The following is a 19,517-nucleotide window of genomic DNA, read 5'->3' as shown; positions in this document are numbered from 1 at the left end:
GTGCCACTGGTTCCACTGGTTCCGCTGGTTCCGCTGGTTCCGCTGGTTCCGCTGGTTCCGCTGGTTCCGCTGGTTCCGCTGGTTCCGCTGGTTCCGCTGGTTCCGCTGGTTCCGCTGGTTCCGCTGGTTCCGCTGGTTCCACTGGTTCCGCTAGTTCCGCTAGTTCCGCTAGTTGCGCTAGTTCCGCTAGTTCCGCTTGTACCGCTCGTGCCACTTGATCCACTCGTGCCACTGGTCCCACTCGTGCCACTGGTCCCACTCGTGCCACTGGTCCCACTCGTGCCACTGGTCCCGCTCGTACTCGTCCCGATGTTGTTACCGGCCAGCGTCGGTGCCGTAATGTCGCCGCCGCCGCATGCCGCGAGCGCGCACGCCGCGGCAATGGTGGCGAACGCAACGTTCGCCTTGATGAAGTGATCTTGCATGGAAGCCCCCGTTCGCTATTCAGCGCGATCACCCCAACAAGCATCTACCGTGCCATTTCCAACGGCCTCCGTCACAATTTCACAATCACCCTGCGATAGCCGTCCGCGCCGCACTGCGCGGCATGGCGCATCACGTGCGGATCGTGCCTCGCGGCGCGGTCCGCCCTGGCATTCCGATAACGCCGACGTAACACCGGCCCTGCGTTACGTAGCACGAACCAGGAAAAACCGACGTCGTCCATCCGTACACGGGCCACATAGTCGTCACGGTCGCTTCACCAGTTTCACGATCGTCAGTGTGCCGTTGACGTTTTCCACTCGAACCCGGACCCTGTCGCCCACATGCAGCGAAGGGATCATCGCCGCGTCGCCGGCCTTGAACGCCATCGTCATCGGCGGCATTCCGATGTTGTCGAGGGCGCCGTGCTTCAGCGTCACGAGCTGGCGGCCGGCGTCGATTTCCTTGACTTCGGCATCGGTCAGCTTCGTATCCGGCACCGACATGGTCGTGTCGGCTGACTTCATGCCGGACATGTCGCCACTCGCGAGCGCCAACGTCGCAACGATCGCCATCGCGCACGACACGACGACGGCGTGAAAACAGGTTTTCATCGAGCGTCTCCCGTCGGGCCCGGCGCGTTTCCCCCGCCAGCCGGCGCTACGCATCACACGATCAACGTCACACCGGCCCATGCGATCAGCACGGCACCCAGCACACGGCCGATACGATCGCCGCCGGGCAGCACCTTTTCCACGAACACGAACAGCGACAACGCGACGATCCATGTGACGTTCATCACGCCGCCGACGAACAGCAGCGCCATCAGCAACCAGCAGCAGCCCACGCAAACCATGCCGTGCCGCGCCCCCAGCAGGAAACTGCCGGCAACGCCCGGACGCCAGTGCGCGACCAGGAATGCCGCCGGCGCACGGCATTGCCGCAGGCACGCACGTTTCAGCGGCGAGAATTGGTAGAGTCCGGCCAGGGCCAGCACGATCGCGGAAAGCAGCGCACTCTTCGACCACAGCATCATCGCGGAGATCATCCCGGCCGGCTGCAGCACCGCCTGAAGCAACGCCGCGCCGATCGAGAACGCCAGCCATGTCGTCAGATAGCCGGCCAGCAGCGCGACCGACGTGAACGCCGATCCCGCCGCCCCGTCGCCGTGCTGCCGCAGCACGCGCCGGTACAGCATCACGAGCGGCGCCGCGCCGGGCGTCATCATCGCGATCATCATCACCCACCACATCGCGATCACGGTCGGCAGAGACGGGTCCATGCTGCCCATGCCGTCCGCCAGCCGATGCGGAAACAGCGCGACGGTCGTCATCTCCCACGCCGACATGCCGGTTCCCGCGCCGGTCCACAGATAGAACCAGCACAGCCCCACGAGCGCGGCCATGCCGAGCAGCGTGACGGCCCGCTCGCGCGCGAACCAGGAGTCGAACGGCGTCATGCCGCGGCGCGATGCCGGATCAGCCCGTGATTGTTCAGATGCAGCCGCGCGAATTGCGCATAGGTTCCGTCGAGATTCAGCGCGATGTTGCCCTGCGAGCGCCCCGTGCCCGAACCGATCTCGGCCAGCTCGTATTCGAACCCGTGCGGCAGGTCGATCCGCACGCGATGCTCGGCCCCCGTCACCGGATTGCGGATGGGTTCGCCGGCCGCATCGAACACACCGTCGACGTGAATCCGGCCGCGCCGCGCATCGACATCGACGTCGAAATCGATCTTCGTGAAGATTGGATCGAACGCGTGCTCGAGCGTCGACGCATACACCGAGAACATCGTCGCGAATGGATCGGTGTCCTGACCGGTCATGATCTTCAGCACGGCATCGCGCTGCGCCGGACTGGCACGCTCGTCGACGATCGGCTGGCACTTTCCCTTGCCTTCGTGCACGGCGCCCGGCCACTGGAACACCACCGCGATCCTGACGCCGTCGAGCACCACGTCGCCGTAGTGGCCGCTGTCGATCGAAATCGCCCCCATCGCTTCGCAGTTGCCGTTGGTCGGCAGCGCATTGAACTGACAAGGGCAACCGTATGAGCAATTGCAACTGATCATTTCGGTTCCCTGAATTTCCCACGGCGTCATGGCTCCACCTCGCGCGCTGAAACGGACGAACGCTTCGAATCTAGTGCACGGGATGAGGGAAAGCAAAGCGGGAATGGCGGCGTGAAAACCGCGCGTTGCGGCCTCACGTAAGACGTTTCGGGATGCGTTCGCGGGGCTGTTCCTGAAACCCCTGTTCTCACACGATCAGCGATGCGACGATCGCACACCACACCGCGCCTGCGCCACACAGAAACACGCGCCGCGCGACGAACATTCGCGACTCGTCGTCGGGTTTTTTCATCGGCGACGTCGCGAGAAACGGCACGCTGGCCAGGCACGCGAACCCCGCCAGCGCCGGCACGATCACGACGTAGTCGCCGAATCGCCAAGGCAGCGCCTCGTGCAACCCCCAGTAGCCGAGAAACAGCATGCCCATCGAGAACATCGTCGCCGCGGCCGAACTGAGCGCGACCACTGATCCTGTCGGAAATTGCACGGGAACCTCCCTTCGCGCGGCGCGCGATGCAACGCCTCTCGCCGAAGACCAACATCATCTCGTCCGCCGGCAACGAAGTCGGGCATTCGGGCGCGAATGCATCGAGCGCATCGTCTCCGCTCCTCAGCGAATGCGCGTTGTCACGGATTGACAGAGCCAGCCTGATCGAGCGGTCATGTCGTAATCGTCCAAGAGGACGCGCGTGACGCCGTCAACCCGGCTTTTTCGTACCCTGCGCAACGGAAATCCACCCGACCACCGCCGCGGCGACCCAGCAACAGGTGATCATCAGGTCCAGATCCATCAGTCCCTGGAAATTCGTACTGTTTTCGAAACTGCAGCGCTGATGGCCCCTGACCCACATGCAGCCGCTGATCAGCTGCTGGATATGCATGTAGACGCTGTACACGGCAACGGCCGAAGCGATGACGGCGACCCGCAGGCTTATGCTCTTTTTCATTGACGCTGAAGGCGTGGGATGATCTCCCGCCGATCTTAAGCCAATGGCGATGCGTGACGCAATCGATCCGGTATGGACCCGATCGACCGGCACGCGTAAAAGAACATCGATCTCGCAGCGGCAACGCGGACCACCATGACGAAACGAGACACGATCGCACTGATCGTCGATCCCGACAGCGGCGAGCGGATTCGCGACATCGCCGCGCACGCACGGCATACGTGGGTCGTGACGAGCGACGCGAACGATCCCGTGATCAGACGGATCTGGAATACGCGTCGGGCAGAGCCGGATCGAGCCGCCGAAGGCGGCGTGACCCTGTTCCAGCGTCATGGCGACGACCGCGAAAGCTGGTGCGCCGGAATACTGGATGCGGTGGACGACCATCACGGCGACGCGATGCATCGCGACGGCTATGCGATCCTGGTCGTTTACGGCACGCCGCTTTCCGGGTGCCTTCGGCACACGTTGTCCGCCTTCGGGTTTTCGGAGTTCGTGTCGACGACGGAAGGATTTCGCGCGATCAAGCGCGACACCGGATGAATCGCGGGCGGTTGGCAGCGCCCTCCATTCAACCGACGATCGACGTGATCGTTGCCAATAGAAAGCCGCGTGCCGTTCGCCGTCGCTCGGCTGCCTCACGACACGTGCCGGCATGCCCGCGCAAGCAGCACGCCGCGCGGCACGTCGTAGCCGGCCTTCACGAATGCACTGGCCGCCGCGATCGTCGCACCGTCCCCCACCACCACATCGATGCCGACGGAAACCGCGCGCAAGCCCCATTCGTCATCTGACGCGTGGGCATGCGGCTTGCGCGCTACGCGCTTTTTTGACCTGCTGACACCCCGCTGGCAGCAGGCAGCGCTTAAGGTCGCACGATCGCCCGCCGAGGAACGTCGCCATGGCCCATACCGGAGAACTCGCCAACCACGCGCTCGAACGCCGCGGCGTGACGCTGCTCACGCTGTGCATCGCGGTACTCGTGGCTCAGGTCGATACCGCCGTCGTCAACCTTGCGACGCGTGCGATCGGCGCCTATTTCCATGCCGGTGTCGGCGCATTGCAATGGGTCGTCGACAGCTACAACCTCACGTACGCGGTGCTGCTGCTGACCGGCGGGCTGCTCGCCGACCTGTACGGCCGCCGTCGCGTCTTCATGGCCGGCACGGCGGTCTTCACGATCGCGTCGCTGCTGTGCGCGCTCGCGCCGTCGGTGTCGGTGCTGATCGCCGCACGCGCACTGGCCGGCGTCGGCGCGGCCCTGTTGCTGCCGGCGTCGCTTGCGGTCGTGCGCGTCGTGTGGCGCGATCCGGTCGAACGCGGCCGCGCGCTCGGCATCTGGGCTGCGTGCAACGGCGTCGCGATGGCGATCGGCCCGACGCTCGGCGGCGTGCTGATCCGGCACTTCGGCTGGCGCAGCATCTTTTTCGTCGTCGTGCCACTGAGCATCGCAGCGATGCTGCTCGCGATCCCGGCCGTGCCCGAATCGTCCGATCCGCACGGCCGGCATTTCGACGGCGCGGCGCAAGTCACGGGCGCACTCGCGCTCGGCGCGCTCGCGTATGCGGCGATCGTGTTCCGCGAGGCGCCGGTCGCCTGCACGATCGCCGGCTGCATCGCAGTCGCGTCATTCGCCGGGTTCGTGGCGATCGAGCGCCGCCACGGCGAAGCCGCGCTGGTGCCGCTCGACATTTTCCGGATCAGCGCGTTTCGCGGCGCGATCGTCGCGACCACCGGCATGACGTTCGGGATGTACGGTGTGCTGTTCCTGCTGCCGCTGACGTGGCAAAGCATCGGCCGGCTCGATTCGACCGGCGCGGGCCTCGCATTGCTGCCGATGGCGCTCGTGTTCGTCGCCGTGTCGCCGTGCTCGGGACCATTGTCGGAACGTATCGGCACACGCGCGACGACGGCCGGCGGCGTCGCGGTGATCGCGAGCGGACTCGCCGCGATCGGCGCGTCGGCCAGCTCGTCGAGCCTGCTCGGCGCCGAAATCGGGCTCGCATTGACGGGGCTCGGGATGGGGATCGCGACGGGCCCGCTGATGACGGTCGCGGTCGGCGCGGTCGACGCGGCGCGCTCGGGCACCGCGAGCGCGCTCGTCAACGTCGCGCGGATGGCCGGCGCGACGCTCGGGATCGCGGTACTCGGCACGGCGTTCGCAGCCGCACACGGCGGTGCGGCCGGGCTGCACGTGGCGATGTTCGCCGGCGCGGCGGTTCAATTGACGGGCGCGGTGGTATCGGCAGTCAGCGTGCGGCGGGCGGCATGACGTGCCCCATCCGTGCCAGGCATGCACGGCGCCCCTTCATTCACGCGCGGCTCGTGACGATACCGAATTGCGGGCATTACCCGACGCAGGAATATCCGCCGTATTTCGCGATGGTGATCGAGGATTTTCTGCAGGACGCGGCCGCCAGAGCGTAGTACACACGCGGCGCCGGTAAAGGCGGGAGAAGCAGAAGAAGCCGCCGCGACGCAATGGCGCCGCCGACGACCGACGAACGGCACACCGTGCGCCGCTCATCCGGTTCGTCCGGCCATGAGCCGGACAGGTGTCGATCGGTACGCGCTGAGGCGCACCGGTCGTGGCCGCTTAGCGGCGCGGCTGCCCGCTTCGCGGCGGACGCGGGGAATTCGCGTCCTTGTGCCGGAAGTTGATGCGGCCCTTGGTAAGGTCGTACACCGACAGTTCCAGCGTCACGCGATCGCCCGCGAGAATGCGGATGTGGTTCTTGCGCATGCGGCCCGACGCGTACGCGCCAACCACGACGCCGTTTTCCAGCGTGACACGATATTTGCTGTCCGGCAGCACTTCGTCGACGATTCCGTCCAGTTCCAGCAGTTCTTCTTTTGCCAAACCAATTCCTCCAGACAAGGTGATTGACCGCGGCCGCGGCGACTGCCCGGCGCCGGCTCCCGCAAACGGGACGGCGGCCGGCAGGCAGCCGGGATCGGTTCGTTCAGACGGGCCTCGGGCCTGTCTTGCGATCGGAGCCCGGCGCGTTGCGGCGTTCGGGCGGTCAGTGGCTGCGGCGCCAGCAGCGCCGCGCAAGTCGGGACCGCGCCAGCTGAGGCATGGCGGCGGTCTGCTCGGGTTGATGCGTTGAAGCGGTGATGCGCTCGCGAAACGACGTGCGTGTCACGAGGGCGTTGCGTCGCATGCGGTTCAGGCATGCGATGAGGGAGGCGTCACGACCGATGCATCGTGAATGTCGCGATGCATCGGTCGTGCGCATCGGAACGCGCCGGCCGCCGTCAAGCGGCGCCCCGCGCGATACTCCATCCGGCAGCGGCCGCCGCTTGGCGACCGCTGCCGATGCGGCTTACTGCGGCGTGATGTTCGACGCTTGCAGACCCTTCGGGCCACGCTTCACTTCGAAGCTGACCTTCTGGCCTTCGGCCAGGGTCTTGAAGCCCGTGCCGCGAATTTCCGAGAAATGGGCGAACAGATCGTCGCCGCCGTTGTCCGGGGAAATGAAACCAAAGCCCTTGGTTTCGTTGAACCACTTGACGGTACCGGTATCCACAAATACTTCCTTAATACAAATAATTGAACATGCGCCCGCGACGGGCACAGAAAGAATCAAAGAGGGAGAGACCAACGACTGCCGCACGGTGTGCGGCCAATGATGAGCAATCGAACTTCTTGACGACTTCGGTCTCGGACACTACGCGGTAGCGGCCGTTTCGTCAAGTTATTTTGATGCGGCGCACAAGCGCAAATGCTCCTGCGCCTTCTGCGGCAAGTGTTGCCAGCCAATGGAGCCTGTCTCGACATGCCCCTGATTTTCCGCCGGCTTGCGCGTTTTTACTTCGGCTCTGATGCATTCGGTACCGGGCATGAATTGTGGCGGTCGCGCCGAACTGCCTACGAGAGCCATACGTCGCTCGCTAGCCTGCCTCCCTTGACCTCGCGCGATGGCCAGCCGCTGCCGCGCCGCTAGTCGAACGGATTCAGCAACCGGACGCCAGTGCGAGCGAAATCGTCGACGTTGCGCGTGACGACCGTCAGATCGTTGATCAGCGCGGTGGCCGCGATCAGCTTGTCGAGTTCGTGCGTTGGGTCGGGCACCCGCAAATGCCCCCACATCTGGCTGGTCTCGATATCGACCGGCAGGATGTTCGGCGCATAGCCGGACAGGATCATCGCGATCCAGGCCTCGAGCGCCGACGCCTGGCTATGATCGCCGCGATGACGGATCAGGTCGACACCGCGCCGCAGCTCGGCCACCGTCACGACGGACAGGTAAAGCGGGCTGGCGTCGGCTTCGGCCTGCCTGAAGAACGCCCGCACGCCGCGATTGGTTCGCCTGCCCTTCCTGATTTCGCTAATGACGTTGGTATCAATCAAAAACACGCCTGACCTCGCCTGAATCCTGAACACGTTGGAAATCCGCGTCCTCGCCCACCTCCGGCATGCTCAGCAGCACTTGCGCAAATGTCCGCCGCTTCGGCCGGCCGAGCGCTTCGGCCAGAATGGCTCGATGTTCGGCCTCGACGCTCCTGCCATTGGCCGCCGCCTGCTCGCGCAGGCTTTGAACGATAGTGTCATCCACGTTACGCACCAGAAGATTTGCCATGACTACCTCCATCCAGATTTGCTATCAATGATAGCGCCACGAAGGCAAATTGCAAGCATTGCTATCACCTTCGTGACCGGACGGACCCTGGAGTCGGCGTGAGCCAGCCGCAGCGGACGGCATGAAGCCATCCACGTTCCGCCACTGGCCCGACGCATCGAACTGCTGTCGCTCAAGGTAAGCCGGCGCGGGACGATGGGGAAGCCGGCCGAATGGCCAGTCGAGCGCGTCGATCACGACGCATGTCCGGCCGGCGAGGAACGGGATTTGCGGCGCGGGCGCCGTTGGCGACATGGGCTGCGAGCACGGACGTCGCACCGATTCACGCTGAAACATCGTGTTGCACACCGGGCCGCGGCCGTCGCGATCGTTTGATACCATCGAATCACAAGACCGGCGATCGAACGCCGTGCGAAGCGCGCAGAAGACCTTGCATCGACGCGGACCATCCGTGCCTGAAATCCCGATCCAAGACACGAGACGCTCTTCAGTGGACTTTGTTACGCCAGCCCTGCAAACCCTGTTCTCCCCGACACCCGACAAACTCTACTTCCCGGCATGCCTTGCGGCCGTGGCGATCATCGCGTGGCTCGTCGCCCGACACGTGCCGTTCTATCGGTCGGCCGTCGACAAGTCGCTGTCGATGCGCTATCGCAATCTCGACGGTTTCCGCGGCATCCTCGCCACCTCCGTGGTCTTCCATCACTTCGCGTGCAACCAGGCGTTGCTGTCGACCGGCGTCTGGGGGGCCGGCACCGATTTCCTGCGCAATCTCGGGACGATTCCGGTCGCGATGTTCTTCATGGTCACCGGGCTGCTGTTCTGGGAACGCGCATGCAGAGGGACGCTCGACGTGCGGACCTTCTTCGTCGGGCGCGTGCGACGCCTCGCGCCGCTCTATCTGTTCTACGCGGCCGTCATCGTCGCCTGCACGCTTTACTGGTTTCCCGGCAACGCCGTCGGCGCACCGACGCAGTTGCTGGCCGACCTGCTCAAGGCCGTTTCGCTCGGCTGGTTCGGCTCGTTCCCGATCAACGGAGCGGAGCGAACACCCTATCTGAGCGGCGTCTGGTGGACCCTCGCGTACGAATGGCGGTTCTACGTCGCCGTCCCGTTTCTCGCGTGGTTCGTCGCCACACGTGCGTGGCGCAAACTGCTCGCGCTCGCGATCGTCTCGGCCTGTGCCGCGTTGTTCGGGCCGCCCGGCGGCATGGCGCTGCTGTTCGCGTTCGGCGCCCTGGCCTACGAGGTGTCGCGGCACCCCGCGATCTGCGCGCGGCTCGCCACGAAACCGGCGGCGACCGTCGCGCTGCTGATTCTCGCGCTGTCTCCGTCCCCGGAAGAGCGCTATTCGATCGAAGGCGCGCTGCCGCTGCTTCCGGTGTTTCTCTGCATTGCATGCGGGAATACGTTCTACGGTGTACTGAGAACCCGGCCGCTCGCGTTGCTCGGCACCGCCAGCTTCAGCATCTACATGATCCACATGGTGATCGTGTACATGATCGTCCACGCAGTCGACAAGTTCGTTTTCCCGATCAATTCCGCCGGCGATTCAGCCATCTGGGCGCTCGCGCTGGCATGCGCGCTGGTTGCCGTCTTGTGCGCGCTGCTGACTTACCGCTACGTCGAGCATCCGTTCATCGCAAGACGCAACGACGCACGCCCGGCGCGCCGAGCGGCCGAGCCCGCTCGCGAGCGTCAACCCGTCACGCTGTGAGCCGCCCGCGACTCAGGACTCAGAAGCGATACGAGATGCCGATCTGCAGGACCGGATACCACCGATAGCGCGACATCATTTGCCGCAGCGAATCGAGCCCGCTCGCGACCAGCACCTGGCTCTTCGCCGGTCCGGCCGCCGCGGCGAGTTCCGGCGACAGCGTGTACGAACATTTCGGCATCCCGTACGCGACGCCGATATCGGCGACGAACCCGAGCCCTTTCGACGCCGGTCGATGTCCGTAGCCGATTCCGACATACGGCATCACGGTCGGATAGCGCGCTTGCGCGACCGCATACATACCCGGCAGCGCCGGATAGCGCTTGCCGCCGAACACATAGGTTCCATTGGTCGGCACCGACACGCCGTGAAGTTCGTCGTCGTTGAAGCGCAGCCCCAGCGTCGCGCGGAAGCCGCTGCCTCGCCACGGGAAGATGTCGGCATAGATGCCGCCCTGGCGCAGCTTCAGGTCGTCCTGATAGCGATTGCCGGCCACCGTGAAGTCATGCGTCAGATTGATCGCGTTGAAATCCGCGTGCGCGCCCAGCATCGAATTGAAGCTCACGGCCGCTCCGATGCCGACGCCCTGCGTGCCGCCCTGCAGGTAGATTTCCTGCGCGTGCGCGCTCGCAGCGAACACCACCGCGACCGCTGCCCATTGATTCACTATCGTTTTCACGGGCGCCTCCCCCGACATGTGCCGGGCGCGACGCCACGTACATGCGACCTTCGTCGCGATGCGCGATGCGAACCCCGGCACGACACCTTGCAAGCACGCTTGCTGTTCGACGGACCGGGGACGCGTTGCGCCGTGCGCATGACCGATACGACATGCGCTGCGCATGCACCGTGGCACACGGCGCGCGCGACCCGATCCGATTCCCCGTTTGTTTCGATGTCGTTACATGCCGCGGAGGCGCGGATCGTTCTGGCGAAATTCGTCTGCGCCGGCGGCATCGGATGAACCGCAAAGCGCGTGCCATGCGGCGCTGACCGAGGCGGAAAAAGCACCATCCGTCGGGACGGGTCGTGGCGGGAATCGCAATTGACGGGAAATGTTTCAGGAACGTATCCGTATTCGGCGCGCGACGCCGAAACACGCGATCGTTGGCATCTGGCTTCGATCGCACCATGCAGGTGGAAAGAGGCTGGACGGCCATCAGCGCGTGGCGGTCGCCGTTGCGATCAAGCGTGCGCCGATGGATACGTTGAAAAAGCGTTGCAAAAGTGCGACCTCGTACCGGTCGCACGCGACGCCGATGCGCTATCCCGCGTAACGAGACAGGGTGAATACCGATGCGTGCGCAAGCATCTTGTCGGGGGCATGCACGCCCACCCGCGCGACCGGCCCGATCAGCCGATGCGCGGCGGACAGCCGCTCGATCTCGGTCCTGGGGCGGTTGAAACCGCCGACGACGAACATGTCCTCGATGCGCTCGGTGATACCACTTCCCGATGACCACCGGAATCGGTACCATCGAGCGCTCGAAGTCCGGTACGCGCCGGGCTTTTCGCACCACCGATTTCGCCATGTCCCGGGAACCCACACATTCCGTGCTGCTCTGGATCGTCGCCGCTGCATTCTTCATGCAGTCGCTCGATACGACGATCGTCAACACCGCGCTGCCCTCCATCGCCCAAAGCCTGCATGCGTCACCGCTTGCGATGCAGCCCGTCGTGGTCGTCTACACGCTGACGATGGCGATGCTCACGCCGGCCTCCGGCTGGCTCGCCGACCGGTTCGGCACGCGCCGCGTGTTCTCGGTCGCGATCCTCGTGTTCGTGCTCGCGTCGATCGGCTGCGCGGCGTCGCATACGCTCGGCCAGCTCGTCGTCGCGCGCGCCGTGCAGGGCATCGGCGGCTCGATGCTGCTGCCGATCGGGCGGCTCGCCGTGCTGCGCCGCGTGCCGGGCGAACAATACGTCGCGGCGATCGCGTTCGTGTCGATCGCCGGCCAGCTCGGCCCGATCGTCGGGCCGACGCTCGGCGGCTGGCTCACCCAGGCGATTTCGTGGCACTGGGTGTTCATCGTCAACGTGCCGGTCGGCGTGGTCGGCTTCATCGCCGTGCAGCGCTACCTGCCGCACGACCAGGCGACGCAACCGCCGCCGTTCGACTTCGTCGGCTGTGCGTTGCTTTCGGCCGCGATGATCGCGCTGTCGCTTGCGATCGACCCGCCGATGTCCACGCACCGCGCCGCGTGGTCGGCCGCGCTCGCCGGGCTCGGCCTGGCGAGCGCGCTCGCGTACCTGCCCCATGCGCGGCGACGCACGCAGCCGCTGTTCCGGCTCGGGTTGTTCCGCGAGCCGAACTTCGGCTCGGGGCTGCTCGGCAACCTGCTGTGCCGGATCGGCACGAGTTCGGTGCCGTTCATGCTGCCACTGCTGATGCAGGTGCAGCTTGGCTATACGCCGCTGCGATCGGGGTTGATGATGCTGCCGGCCGCGATCGCGGGCGTCATCGCGAAACGGTGGATCGCGCCGCTCGTGAAGCGCTTCGGCTATGCGGCGTTTCTGGTCGTGAATACGGGAATCGTCGGCTGCGCGATCGCGGGGTTCGCGCTGGTGTCGGCGCGGCCCGCGCCGGTGCTGGAAGGTGTGCTGCTGATCGTGTTCGGCGCGGCGAATTCGATGCAGTTCGCGGCGATGAACGGCGTGACGCTCAAGGGACTGTCGCATGCCGACGCCGGCAGCGGCAACAGCCTGTTCACGATGATGCAGATGCTGGCGATGGGGCTGGGCGTGTCGATCGGCGGCGGGCTCGTCAACCTGTTCGCCGCCTATCGGGGCTCGATGGCGCACGGGTTCATGCTGTCGTTCGCGTGCATGGGCGTGGTGACGCTGCTGTCGTCCGTCGTGTTCCGGCGGATCGATACGGCCGCGCCGCCGGTCAAGGCGACGGCGCGGCCTTCCGCGTGATCGCGGCCGTCAGTTCACCTGCCGGCGCTCGACGACGCGCTTGAGCACCCAGCGGATCGACGAACCGTCGGCCGGCGGCTGCGCGACGCGGTACTCGTCGACTTCGAGCGTGTACAGGTAGCCGGGCTGGTACGCAAACCCTTCGATGCCCGCGTACCACAAGCTCCACGGCTCGCCCGGGCTGCTGCGCACCTGCAGGCACTCCATCGGCGCGACGCCCGTGCAGCGCGCGGACTGCGGCGCGACGTAGACGGTTTTGGTCACGGGCTTGCCGTCGGCCGGACGCGTGGCGTTCGGCGCGGTGGCCACCGCATCGGTCTGGCATCCGGCGACGAGCATGCTGCCGGCAATGACGGCCGCGCCAAGCAGCCTTCTGGAGTGACGAATCATCGGATGTTCCTCTGGGAGCGTTGGAGGGCCGATTAGACGAACTGCCCCGCGAGAAAGTTCACAAACACCTTACAGGATGCGTTCGACCACTCTCAATCAAGCGATGTCGCGCGCGAGCCGATACGTTAGCGTGTTCCAGTTCCGCCGCGCGCTTCGTCACCGGCCAGCCGATCGCCATCGACGGCGGCATCACAGGGTGGCGATCGTGTACCATCGGCGCTTCCCGATACGCTCCGACGCACTGCCTTCGTTCGCCGGCCACGCCCGCGCGGCTCGCGCAGCGCGTTTCCCTCGCATGACCTCATCCGCCTCGTCCGACACCGCGCTGCGCCCGCTGCCGATCGATACACTCGTCGTGCCGGCCGCACTCGACGGACGCACGGGCACCAATCGCTCGGGCAGTGCGCATCCGCAGATCGCCGCGACCAACGACCTCGACGCCGTGCGCGCGTGGCTCGCGCGCTTCGTCGATACGCCGACCACGTTCCAGAACTACCGCAAGGAAGCCGAGCGCCTGCTGCTGTGGGCCGTGATCGCGTGCGGCAAGCCGCTGTCGTCGCTCACGCACGAGGATCTCGTCGTCTACCGGCAATTCCTGCTCGCGCCCGCGCCGGCCGAGCTGTGGTGCGCGAACGGCGGCCGCAAGCATCCGCGCGACGATCCGCGCTGGCGGCCGTTCTACGGGCCGCTGTCGGCCGCCAGCCAGCGGCAGGCGCTGGTGATCCTGAACGTGATGTTCTCGTGGCTCGTGCAGGCCGGCTATCTCGCCGGCAACCCGCTCGCGTTGTCGCGACAACGGCAGCGCCGGCCCGCGCCGCGCGTCACGCGCCATCTCGGGCAGCCGCTGTGGCAATCGGTGAAGGACGCGATCGCCGCGATGCCGCGCGACGATGCGCGCGCGTGCTTCCATGCTGATCGCGCGCGCTGGCTCTTCACGCTGCTGTATCTCGGCGGGTTGCGCATCACCGAAGCGGCCGATACGACGATGGGGCAATTCTTCTGCCGGCGCGATGCGAACGGGCACGAACGCTGGTGGCTCGACGTGACGGGTAAAGGCGGCCGGCAGCGGCTCGTGCCGGCCACCGACGAGATGATGGCCGAGCTGGCGCGCTATCGGCGCCCGCACGGCCTGCCCGCGCTACCGCTCGACGGCGAGCCGACGCCGCTCGTGCTGCCGTTCGGTCAGGCGCGCAAGCCGCTCACGCGCGCGGCGCTGCACCGCATCGTGAAGCAGGTGTTCCGGCACGCGGCCGGCCGGCTGCGCGCGAACGGCAAAACCGGCGAGCAGGCGGCGCGCGTGCTCGAACAGGCGTCCGCGCACTGGCTGCGCCACAGCGCGGGCTCGCACATGGCCGACGGCCGCGTCGACCTGCGGCTCGTGCGCGACAACCTCGGCCATGTATCGCTCACGACGACGAGTCAGTATCTTCATGCGGACGACGACTGGCGCCATCGCGAGACGGAAGAGAAGCACCGGATCGGGTGGGACTAGGCTGCGTTGCGCCGCTCAGCGTGCGAGGTAGAGGCCGCCGTTGCTGCGGCATTTAGCACGGTCGCTTGCCACCGGCAGGGTGATTTAGCCGCATAGCAGCACGTCGGTACGCTTGCCGTGTCAGTACACGCCAACCCAGTGCCCCGGCACCCACGCCCAGTGATTGCCGGCCCACCGGTAATGCCCCTTCGCCCAGCGATAGCCGGGCGCGGGCGGTGGCGGCGCCACCTCGACGACGGGCGCCGGCTGCGGCGGCCGCACGGGCTCGACCACGCAGGCGGACATCAGCACGGCACTCGCGCTCACCAATACGGCGAGCGAAACGGATCGGATCTTCATTGTCGATTCTCCCTGTTGTGTCATGAGTTGAGCGGGCCGAGCGCGGGCTTGCGCCGCATCACGCACCCCCATGAATCAGGCCGCTCATCGGCCGCGCCGGGCCGCTTTCCGCGAACAATGCGGACGCGGTGCGGCGCGGGTCGAGCCGCAGGCTGTCGGCGGCCGCGCCAGCGATCAGCGCGTCGAGCGATGCGGTCGGCTTCAAGTCGCGCCCTTCGTACAGATCGCCGGGGCGCAGCCCCGGCCAGTCGGCGATCACGCGCCCGCCCGCGACCGCGCCGCCCGCCAGCATCGCGACCGATGCCTGCCCGTGATCGGTGCCGCCCGTGCCGTTCACCGCGGCCGTGCGGCCGAACTCGGTCGCGACCAGCACCGTGGTCTGCTGCCACGCGGGCCCGAGGCCGTCGCGCAATGCGGCGAGCATCGTGTCGAGCGCCTTCAACTGATTCGCGAGCCGCGCGTTCTGCGCGCTATGGGTATCCCAGCCGCCCGTCTCGATCATCGCGATCCGCGGACCGTCGTCACGCGCGAGAAACGTCGCGGCGAGCTTGCCGACGCCGGCCGGGTCCTGCCGTGCATGCGCATCGCCGGCGAGACCGCGTGCTTCCATCGCGGATTGCCACAACGGGCCGAGCTGCGCGTCGGCTTCGTAGAGCGCCGACACGCGCGTGAGCAGATCGTCCGGCGCGGCGGGCAAGCCGGACGGCGCATACGACGCGGCCTGCACCGTGCCGCGCAGCGCGAGCGGCACGGTCGGCGCGAATGCGATCGCGTTGTCGCGCGTCGCCGGCAGCAGCGCGGCGAGCCGGTTCAGCCAGCCGTCCTTCACCTGGTACGGCGCACGGCCGCCCGTTTCGAGCACGTTCTGGCCGTCGAAATGCGAGCGGTCGCGATACGGTGACGCGATCGCATGGACGAACAGCGCCTGACCGTCGCGGTACAACTGCGCGGTCTGTGCGAGCGACGGATGCAGCGCGAACGTACCGTCGAGCCGCGTTGCCGCCGCCGTGTCGATCGCGAGCGGGCCGCGCAGCGACGCATACGCGGGCTCCGCATACGGGACGACGATGTTCAGGCCGTCGGCCGCGCCGCGCTGGATCACGAACACGAAGCGACGGTCGGTCTCGACGTTCGCGAATACGATCCGCGGCGCGACGAGAATCGCGCCCGCGCCGGCGGCGACGACGCTGAGGAATTGTCGGCGGGACAGTGCCATGATCATCTCCGTTGGAAATCGGGCGAGACAAGCAGCAGCGCGAGCGACGTCGTCGCGCTTTCGGCGCGCGCGAGCGCGGTCGCGGTCGGCGCGCTCAGCGAACCGGCGAGCAGCGTGTTGCCGAGCGTGCGCGGGTCGAGCCGGTCGCCCGTGCGCGCGGCCAGACGCTGCGCAATCTCGACGCGGCGTACGAGCGCGTCGGGCGCCGCCCAGCTCGCGGCGACGTCGTCGTAGCCGGCCGGCGAGCCCGGCCGCCACACCGGCTGGCCGAGCTGCGCGAGCAGCGGCGCGGCCTTGAGATCACCGGTGTCGCGCCAGCCGAGCCCGCGCAGCGACGATACGGCCCACTCCCACGGTGTCTTGAACTTGCGGTCGACCGGCGACCACGCGTCCGGCGCGTCGACGAGCGCGCGATAGACGGTCGGCAGATCGCCACCGCTCGTGTCGAATGCGCGCGCGAGCCGGTCGGTCAGCGCGGGCGGCGGGTTGTCGGCGACGAAATGACGGGCGAGCTGAAACGCGACGTGCCGGCCCGTCGCCTCCGATCGCGCGAGGTCGTGCAGGATCGCGCGCGCCTGCGCTTCGCCCGGTTGATCGTAGGTGCGGCCCATCACCGTGCGCGTGCCGGGTTCGTGCAGGTTCGGGCGGAACACGAATGCACCGGGCGCCGCATCGCCCGGTTGCGGCCCGCGCCCGCCGGCGATGCTCCAGCCGGTCAATGCGCGCGCGAATTCCGTCACGTCGGCTTGCGTGTAGCCGGTGCGCACGCCGAGCGTATGCAGTTCCATGATTTCGCGCGCGAGGTTCTCGTTGAGCCCGCGCTTCGCCGACGGATTGCGTGCCTGCGCACGCAGCGCGGCCGGACTGTCGGGGCCGACCGAACGCGCCTGGTCGAGGAACACCTGCATCGCGGGATGCTGCTCGACAGCGACGAGCATGTCCTCGAAACGGCCGAGCACGTGCGGGCGGATCGCGTCGCGTTCGAATGCGCCCGCGTACGCAGCCACCTGCCCCTTGTCGACCGATACCGCGAAATGGTTCGCCCAGAAATGCACGAGACGTTCGACGAACGGCGCGGGCGTGGTCAGTGCGCTGTTCATGCGCGCGGCGACGGCGCTGCGATACGCGTCGTAGCCGTCGCGGCGGATCGATTGCTCGGTCGCGCGCTTCGCGGCGGGGTCGTCGCTCTTCATCGCGTTGCGTGCATCGGCAAAGCGCGTGGCGAGCGTGATTGCGTCCGGTTCGCCGGCCCATGCGGCGGGTCGTGCGTCGTAGCGGTCGAATTGCGCGACGAGTGCCGCTTTCGGGTCGGCGGGCGGCGCTTCGTCGGCGCGTGCGCCGAGACCGAAGCGGTTCAGCGCGATCGCGGCCGGCGTGGAGTCGTTCGGGTGGTCCATGACGGGCTCTCTTGCGGTGCGTACTCACGTTCAACGCAAGCACACCGGGAAATCCGTCGCGGGAAGGGAAATATTTTTGTGATCGGAGAAACGCCGGGCGGAAGTGTCGCTGCGCGGCGGCATGCATCGTCAATGGAGAACGACCGCGCGATTCACCGGAACCGGCACACGCATGACGCGCGAGCGACATGCGGATCGCATGCCGCCCGCGTGGTTTAGCCGGTTTACTCGCTCGCCGATGCGTCCGGCTTCTTCTGCAGCTTCGGCGGCAGACGCCAGTTGCCGCTGCGCTGCAACCCGTCGACGAACTTCGCGCGCTCGTCGGGTGTCAGCGTCGCCGCGAAATCGACGACGCTGCGCTCGACCTGTGCCCGCATCGCGGTGTCGGCCGCGCGCGTGCGGTCGAGCGCCGCATCGATCGCCGCGCGATCGAGTTGCGGCGCGGCGAGCAGGTCGAGCACGGTGATCCGGCCGTCGCGCCCTTCCCGCGCGAAATCGCGGCCGCTCTTGCGCGCCGCCTTCAGCGCGGCGGCGAACTCGCGCTGCCGCGCATCGGGCAATTCGTCGGCGGCGAAACGCAACGCGGTGCGCGATGCGGGCGTGCCCGCCGCATGCAGGTCGCGGTGAGTCGAGAACCACTGATACGCGCCGCCGCCGATCGCGCCGAGCATGAACACATTCAACACGACCGAGCCGACGAGAATGAATTTCCAGCTGCGTTCGCTCATTCGTCGGCTCCGTCGATGCTCGGGCCGCCGAAGGTCGTCGTCAGGTAGCCCGGTTCGTGTTGCGCGATCGGCGCGCTGCCGAGCATCAGCATCGACACGGCGACCGCACCGGCAAGCGCGCCGGCCAGCCCGACGCCCGCGAACGCGGCGCCCGACCACCACACTCTCCCACGGCTTCGCGCGCGTTGCGGCGCGGGCGCCGTGGCGACGATACGTTCAACCAGCGCCGGCGCGGGCGGCGCGACCGTGTCCTGCATCAGCCACGCATCGAGTTCGGCCGCCTCGTCGAGTGCTTCCAATGCGTCGCGCGGATGTGCTTGCGCCCACGCTTCGGCCGCCGCGCGCTCGGCTTGCGGCCAGCGCCGCGCGTCCGAGCCGTACGCGGCGACGATGGTACGGAATCGTTCGGGTGTCATCGCTTGTCCTCGCTAGGTGGATCGCCGGCCAGTTGCGCGCGCAGGTTGCGCCGCGCACGGGCGAGCAGGCTTTCCAGCGCATCGACGGTGATGCCCATCAGGTTGGCCGCTTCCACGTTCGACATTTCCTGATAGTACTGGAGCACCAGCGCTTCCCGCTGCCGCGGCGGCAACGCGGCCAGCGCCTGCCGCACGCGTGCGTCGCGCGAACGCAGTTCCGCATGCGCGGCCGGCTCCGGCTGTGTATCCGGCACGTCGGGCAGCGTGTCGACGGGCTCCTCGCGCCGGCCGCGCAACCGGTCGTAGCACAGGTTCAGCACGACGCGATGCAGCCACGTGTCGAAGCGGGCTTCGCCTTCGCGCCAGCGCGGCGCCTGGTTCCAGATTCGCAAGAACGTCTCCTGCGCGACGTCCTCGGCTTCGTTCCGGTCGCCGAGCATGCGCGTCGCCAATGCGAGCAGCCGCGGCAGCTTGCGCGCGACGAGCACGCGTACCGCCGACGCATCGCGCGCGCCGACGCGCGCGACGAGTTCCGCGTCCGGATCGCGGTCGCCGCGATCGTTCAACGCCGCCTGCTCCGTCGCGCGGCGCGCGGGCGCCGCCCTGTCACGGCAGGTATCCCCACCGCCCGGCTGAAGCTCATCGTCGTGCTCTCCTTGCATGCGTCGGGCCATCGCCGAATGGCGCCATGCCGGCGGTTCCGACGGTTCGGCATCGCCGCGCGCGTCGCTCCCGGCATCGCACACGGTGTCGGCCGTGTCGGTTTCATCGACATCCGGTTCGCGCCGCATGTCGACCCTGTCTGCCGGCCGCGCGACCGTCGGCCGGCGCGCTCAATATACGACGACCGGCGCGGGCCGGTAATACACCGGACGGGCCG

General features: G+C 67.2%; 23 protein-coding genes and 2 pseudogenes. 5 read left to right on the top strand and 20 right to left on the bottom strand.

What is annotated here, in order from left to right; genetic code table 11:
* From H3O04_RS16625 to H3O04_RS16600, 6 genes and pseudogenes are all read right to left on the bottom strand, one after another.
* A pseudogene (locus H3O04_RS16625) lies at positions 1-425 on the bottom strand (collagen-like triple helix repeat-containing protein); the annotation flags it as partial.
* A gap of 264 nt (positions 426-689) precedes the next feature.
* The gene (locus H3O04_RS16620; protein ID WP_034174777.1) at positions 690-1,037 is read right to left on the bottom strand and encodes a copper-binding protein; all 348 of its coding nucleotides are present in this window, start codon (positions 1,035-1,037) and stop codon (positions 690-692) included.
* Positions 1,038-1,090: 53 nt separating this feature from the next.
* On the bottom strand, positions 1,091-1,882 hold the full coding sequence (locus H3O04_RS16615) for a DUF2182 domain-containing protein (protein WP_034174776.1): 792 nt from the start codon (positions 1,880-1,882) through the stop codon (positions 1,091-1,093).
* The gene (locus H3O04_RS16610; RefSeq protein WP_011694752.1) at positions 1,879-2,523 is read right to left on the bottom strand and encodes a DUF1326 domain-containing protein; all 645 of its coding nucleotides are present in this window, start codon (positions 2,521-2,523) and stop codon (positions 1,879-1,881) included. Before H3O04_RS16610 ends, H3O04_RS16615 begins: the two co-directional genes overlap by 4 nt.
* 157 nt (positions 2,524-2,680) lie before the next feature.
* Positions 2,681-2,980 (bottom strand): hypothetical protein, encoded by a 300-nt coding sequence (locus H3O04_RS16605; protein WP_105797622.1) that lies wholly within the window; start codon positions 2,978-2,980, stop codon positions 2,681-2,683.
* A gap of 211 nt (positions 2,981-3,191) precedes the next feature.
* The gene (locus tag H3O04_RS16600) at positions 3,192-3,440 is read right to left on the bottom strand and encodes a hypothetical protein (protein ID WP_006478971.1); all 249 of its coding nucleotides are present in this window, start codon (positions 3,438-3,440) and stop codon (positions 3,192-3,194) included.
* 312 nt (positions 3,441-3,752) lie between these two features.
* Here H3O04_RS16600 and H3O04_RS16595 point away from each other — a divergent pair, with 312 nt between their 5' ends.
* A complete protein-coding gene (locus tag H3O04_RS16595) occupies positions 3,753-3,983 on the top strand; it encodes a hypothetical protein (RefSeq protein ID WP_202588079.1) in 231 nt (76 codons plus the stop codon).
* Positions 3,984-4,058: 75 nt separating this feature from the next.
* Here the strand turns inward: H3O04_RS16595 and H3O04_RS16590 are convergent.
* A pseudogene (locus H3O04_RS16590) lies at positions 4,059-4,201 on the bottom strand (phenylacetic acid degradation protein PaaY); the annotation flags it as partial.
* A 140-nt stretch (positions 4,202-4,341) separates the two neighbouring features.
* Here H3O04_RS16590 and H3O04_RS16585 point away from each other — a divergent pair.
* Positions 4,342-5,712, top strand: coding sequence for an MFS transporter (locus H3O04_RS16585; RefSeq protein ID WP_202588077.1), 1,371 nt, complete (start codon positions 4,342-4,344; stop codon positions 5,710-5,712).
* 324 nt (positions 5,713-6,036) lie between these two features.
* Here H3O04_RS16585 and infA read toward each other — a convergent pair whose 3' ends face one another.
* The 4 genes from infA to H3O04_RS16560 all read right to left on the bottom strand — a co-directional run bounded on the left by infA (position 6,037) and on the right by H3O04_RS16560 (position 8,023).
* Positions 6,037-6,300, bottom strand: a complete 264-nt coding sequence (gene infA / locus H3O04_RS16575; protein WP_006483034.1) for a translation initiation factor IF-1 — start codon at positions 6,298-6,300, stop codon at positions 6,037-6,039.
* A 466-nt stretch (positions 6,301-6,766) separates the two neighbouring features.
* On the bottom strand, positions 6,767-6,970 hold the full coding sequence (locus tag H3O04_RS16570) for a cold-shock protein (protein WP_006483056.1): 204 nt from the start codon (positions 6,968-6,970) through the stop codon (positions 6,767-6,769).
* 413 nt (positions 6,971-7,383) lie between these two features.
* A complete protein-coding gene (locus H3O04_RS16565) occupies positions 7,384-7,800 on the bottom strand; it encodes a type II toxin-antitoxin system VapC family toxin (RefSeq protein ID WP_027807311.1) in 417 nt (138 codons plus the stop codon).
* Entirely contained in the window at positions 7,787-8,023 is a 237-nt protein-coding gene (locus H3O04_RS16560; protein WP_202588076.1) for a FitA-like ribbon-helix-helix domain-containing protein, read from the bottom strand. Before H3O04_RS16560 ends, H3O04_RS16565 begins: the two co-directional genes overlap by 14 nt.
* Positions 8,024-8,513: 490 nt before the next feature.
* Between H3O04_RS16560 and H3O04_RS16555 the strand changes: the two genes are divergently transcribed.
* The gene (locus tag H3O04_RS16555; protein WP_185921340.1) at positions 8,514-9,740 is read left to right on the top strand and encodes an acyltransferase family protein; all 1,227 of its coding nucleotides are present in this window, start codon (positions 8,514-8,516) and stop codon (positions 9,738-9,740) included.
* Between the two features lie 19 nt (positions 9,741-9,759).
* On the opposite strand, the gene H3O04_RS16550 is transcribed toward H3O04_RS16555, so the two are convergent.
* Both H3O04_RS16550 and H3O04_RS16545 read right to left on the bottom strand, forming a co-directional pair.
* Positions 9,760-10,437 carry a hypothetical protein gene (locus H3O04_RS16550; protein WP_175681298.1) on the bottom strand — a complete coding sequence of 226 codons (678 nt, stop codon included), beginning with the start codon at positions 10,435-10,437 and terminating at the stop codon, positions 9,760-9,762.
* A gap of 567 nt (positions 10,438-11,004) precedes the next feature.
* Positions 11,005-11,163 carry a hypothetical protein gene (locus H3O04_RS16545; protein ID WP_175806639.1) on the bottom strand — a complete coding sequence of 53 codons (159 nt, stop codon included), beginning with the start codon at positions 11,161-11,163 and terminating at the stop codon, positions 11,005-11,007.
* Positions 11,164-11,270: 107 nt separating this feature from the next.
* Between H3O04_RS16545 and H3O04_RS16540 the strand changes: the two genes are divergently transcribed.
* Positions 11,271-12,659 carry a DHA2 family efflux MFS transporter permease subunit gene (locus tag H3O04_RS16540; RefSeq protein WP_006478963.1) on the top strand — a complete coding sequence of 463 codons (1,389 nt, stop codon included), beginning with the start codon at positions 11,271-11,273 and terminating at the stop codon, positions 12,657-12,659.
* A 9-nt stretch (positions 12,660-12,668) separates the two neighbouring features.
* Here H3O04_RS16540 and H3O04_RS16535 read toward each other — a convergent pair whose 3' ends face one another.
* Positions 12,669-13,049, bottom strand: coding sequence for a DUF4377 domain-containing protein (locus H3O04_RS16535; RefSeq protein ID WP_006478962.1), 381 nt, complete (start codon positions 13,047-13,049; stop codon positions 12,669-12,671).
* 295 nt (positions 13,050-13,344) lie between these two features.
* Here H3O04_RS16535 and H3O04_RS16530 point away from each other — a divergent pair, with 295 nt between their 5' ends.
* The gene (locus H3O04_RS16530; RefSeq protein WP_202588075.1) at positions 13,345-14,541 is read left to right on the top strand and encodes a tyrosine-type recombinase/integrase; all 1,197 of its coding nucleotides are present in this window, start codon (positions 13,345-13,347) and stop codon (positions 14,539-14,541) included.
* Between the two features lie 120 nt (positions 14,542-14,661).
* On the opposite strand, the gene H3O04_RS16525 is transcribed toward H3O04_RS16530, so the two are convergent.
* The 6 genes from H3O04_RS16525 to H3O04_RS16500 form a co-directional block, all read right to left on the bottom strand.
* Positions 14,662-14,880 (bottom strand): YXWGXW repeat-containing protein, encoded by a 219-nt coding sequence (locus H3O04_RS16525; RefSeq protein ID WP_011547630.1) that lies wholly within the window; start codon positions 14,878-14,880, stop codon positions 14,662-14,664.
* A 58-nt stretch (positions 14,881-14,938) separates the two neighbouring features.
* Positions 14,939-16,096 (bottom strand): DUF1501 domain-containing protein, encoded by a 1,158-nt coding sequence (locus H3O04_RS16520; protein ID WP_034174772.1) that lies wholly within the window; start codon positions 16,094-16,096, stop codon positions 14,939-14,941.
* A gap of 2 nt (positions 16,097-16,098) precedes the next feature.
* Positions 16,099-17,493, bottom strand: coding sequence for a DUF1800 domain-containing protein (locus H3O04_RS16515; protein ID WP_202588074.1), 1,395 nt, complete (start codon positions 17,491-17,493; stop codon positions 16,099-16,101).
* 224 nt (positions 17,494-17,717) lie between these two features.
* The gene (locus H3O04_RS16510; protein ID WP_011547627.1) at positions 17,718-18,221 is read right to left on the bottom strand and encodes a periplasmic heavy metal sensor; all 504 of its coding nucleotides are present in this window, start codon (positions 18,219-18,221) and stop codon (positions 17,718-17,720) included.
* Positions 18,218-18,637: a hypothetical protein gene (locus H3O04_RS16505; RefSeq protein ID WP_011547626.1), complete on the bottom strand. Its 420-nt coding sequence runs from the start codon at positions 18,635-18,637 to the stop codon at positions 18,218-18,220. The genes H3O04_RS16510 and H3O04_RS16505 overlap by 4 nt, the downstream gene beginning before the upstream one ends.
* Positions 18,634-19,428, bottom strand: coding sequence for an RNA polymerase sigma factor (locus H3O04_RS16500; RefSeq protein WP_202588073.1), 795 nt, complete (start codon positions 19,426-19,428; stop codon positions 18,634-18,636). Before H3O04_RS16500 ends, H3O04_RS16505 begins: the two co-directional genes overlap by 4 nt.
* Between the last annotated feature and the right edge of the window lie 89 nt (positions 19,429-19,517).

Source organism: Burkholderia sp. KCJ3K979, assembly GCF_016759955.1.
GTDB classification, from domain to species: domain Bacteria; phylum Pseudomonadota; class Gammaproteobacteria; order Burkholderiales; family Burkholderiaceae; genus Burkholderia; species Burkholderia orbicola.
Note: the sequence above shows the minus strand (reverse complement) of the source record. Positions and strands in the feature narration are given on the sequence as shown.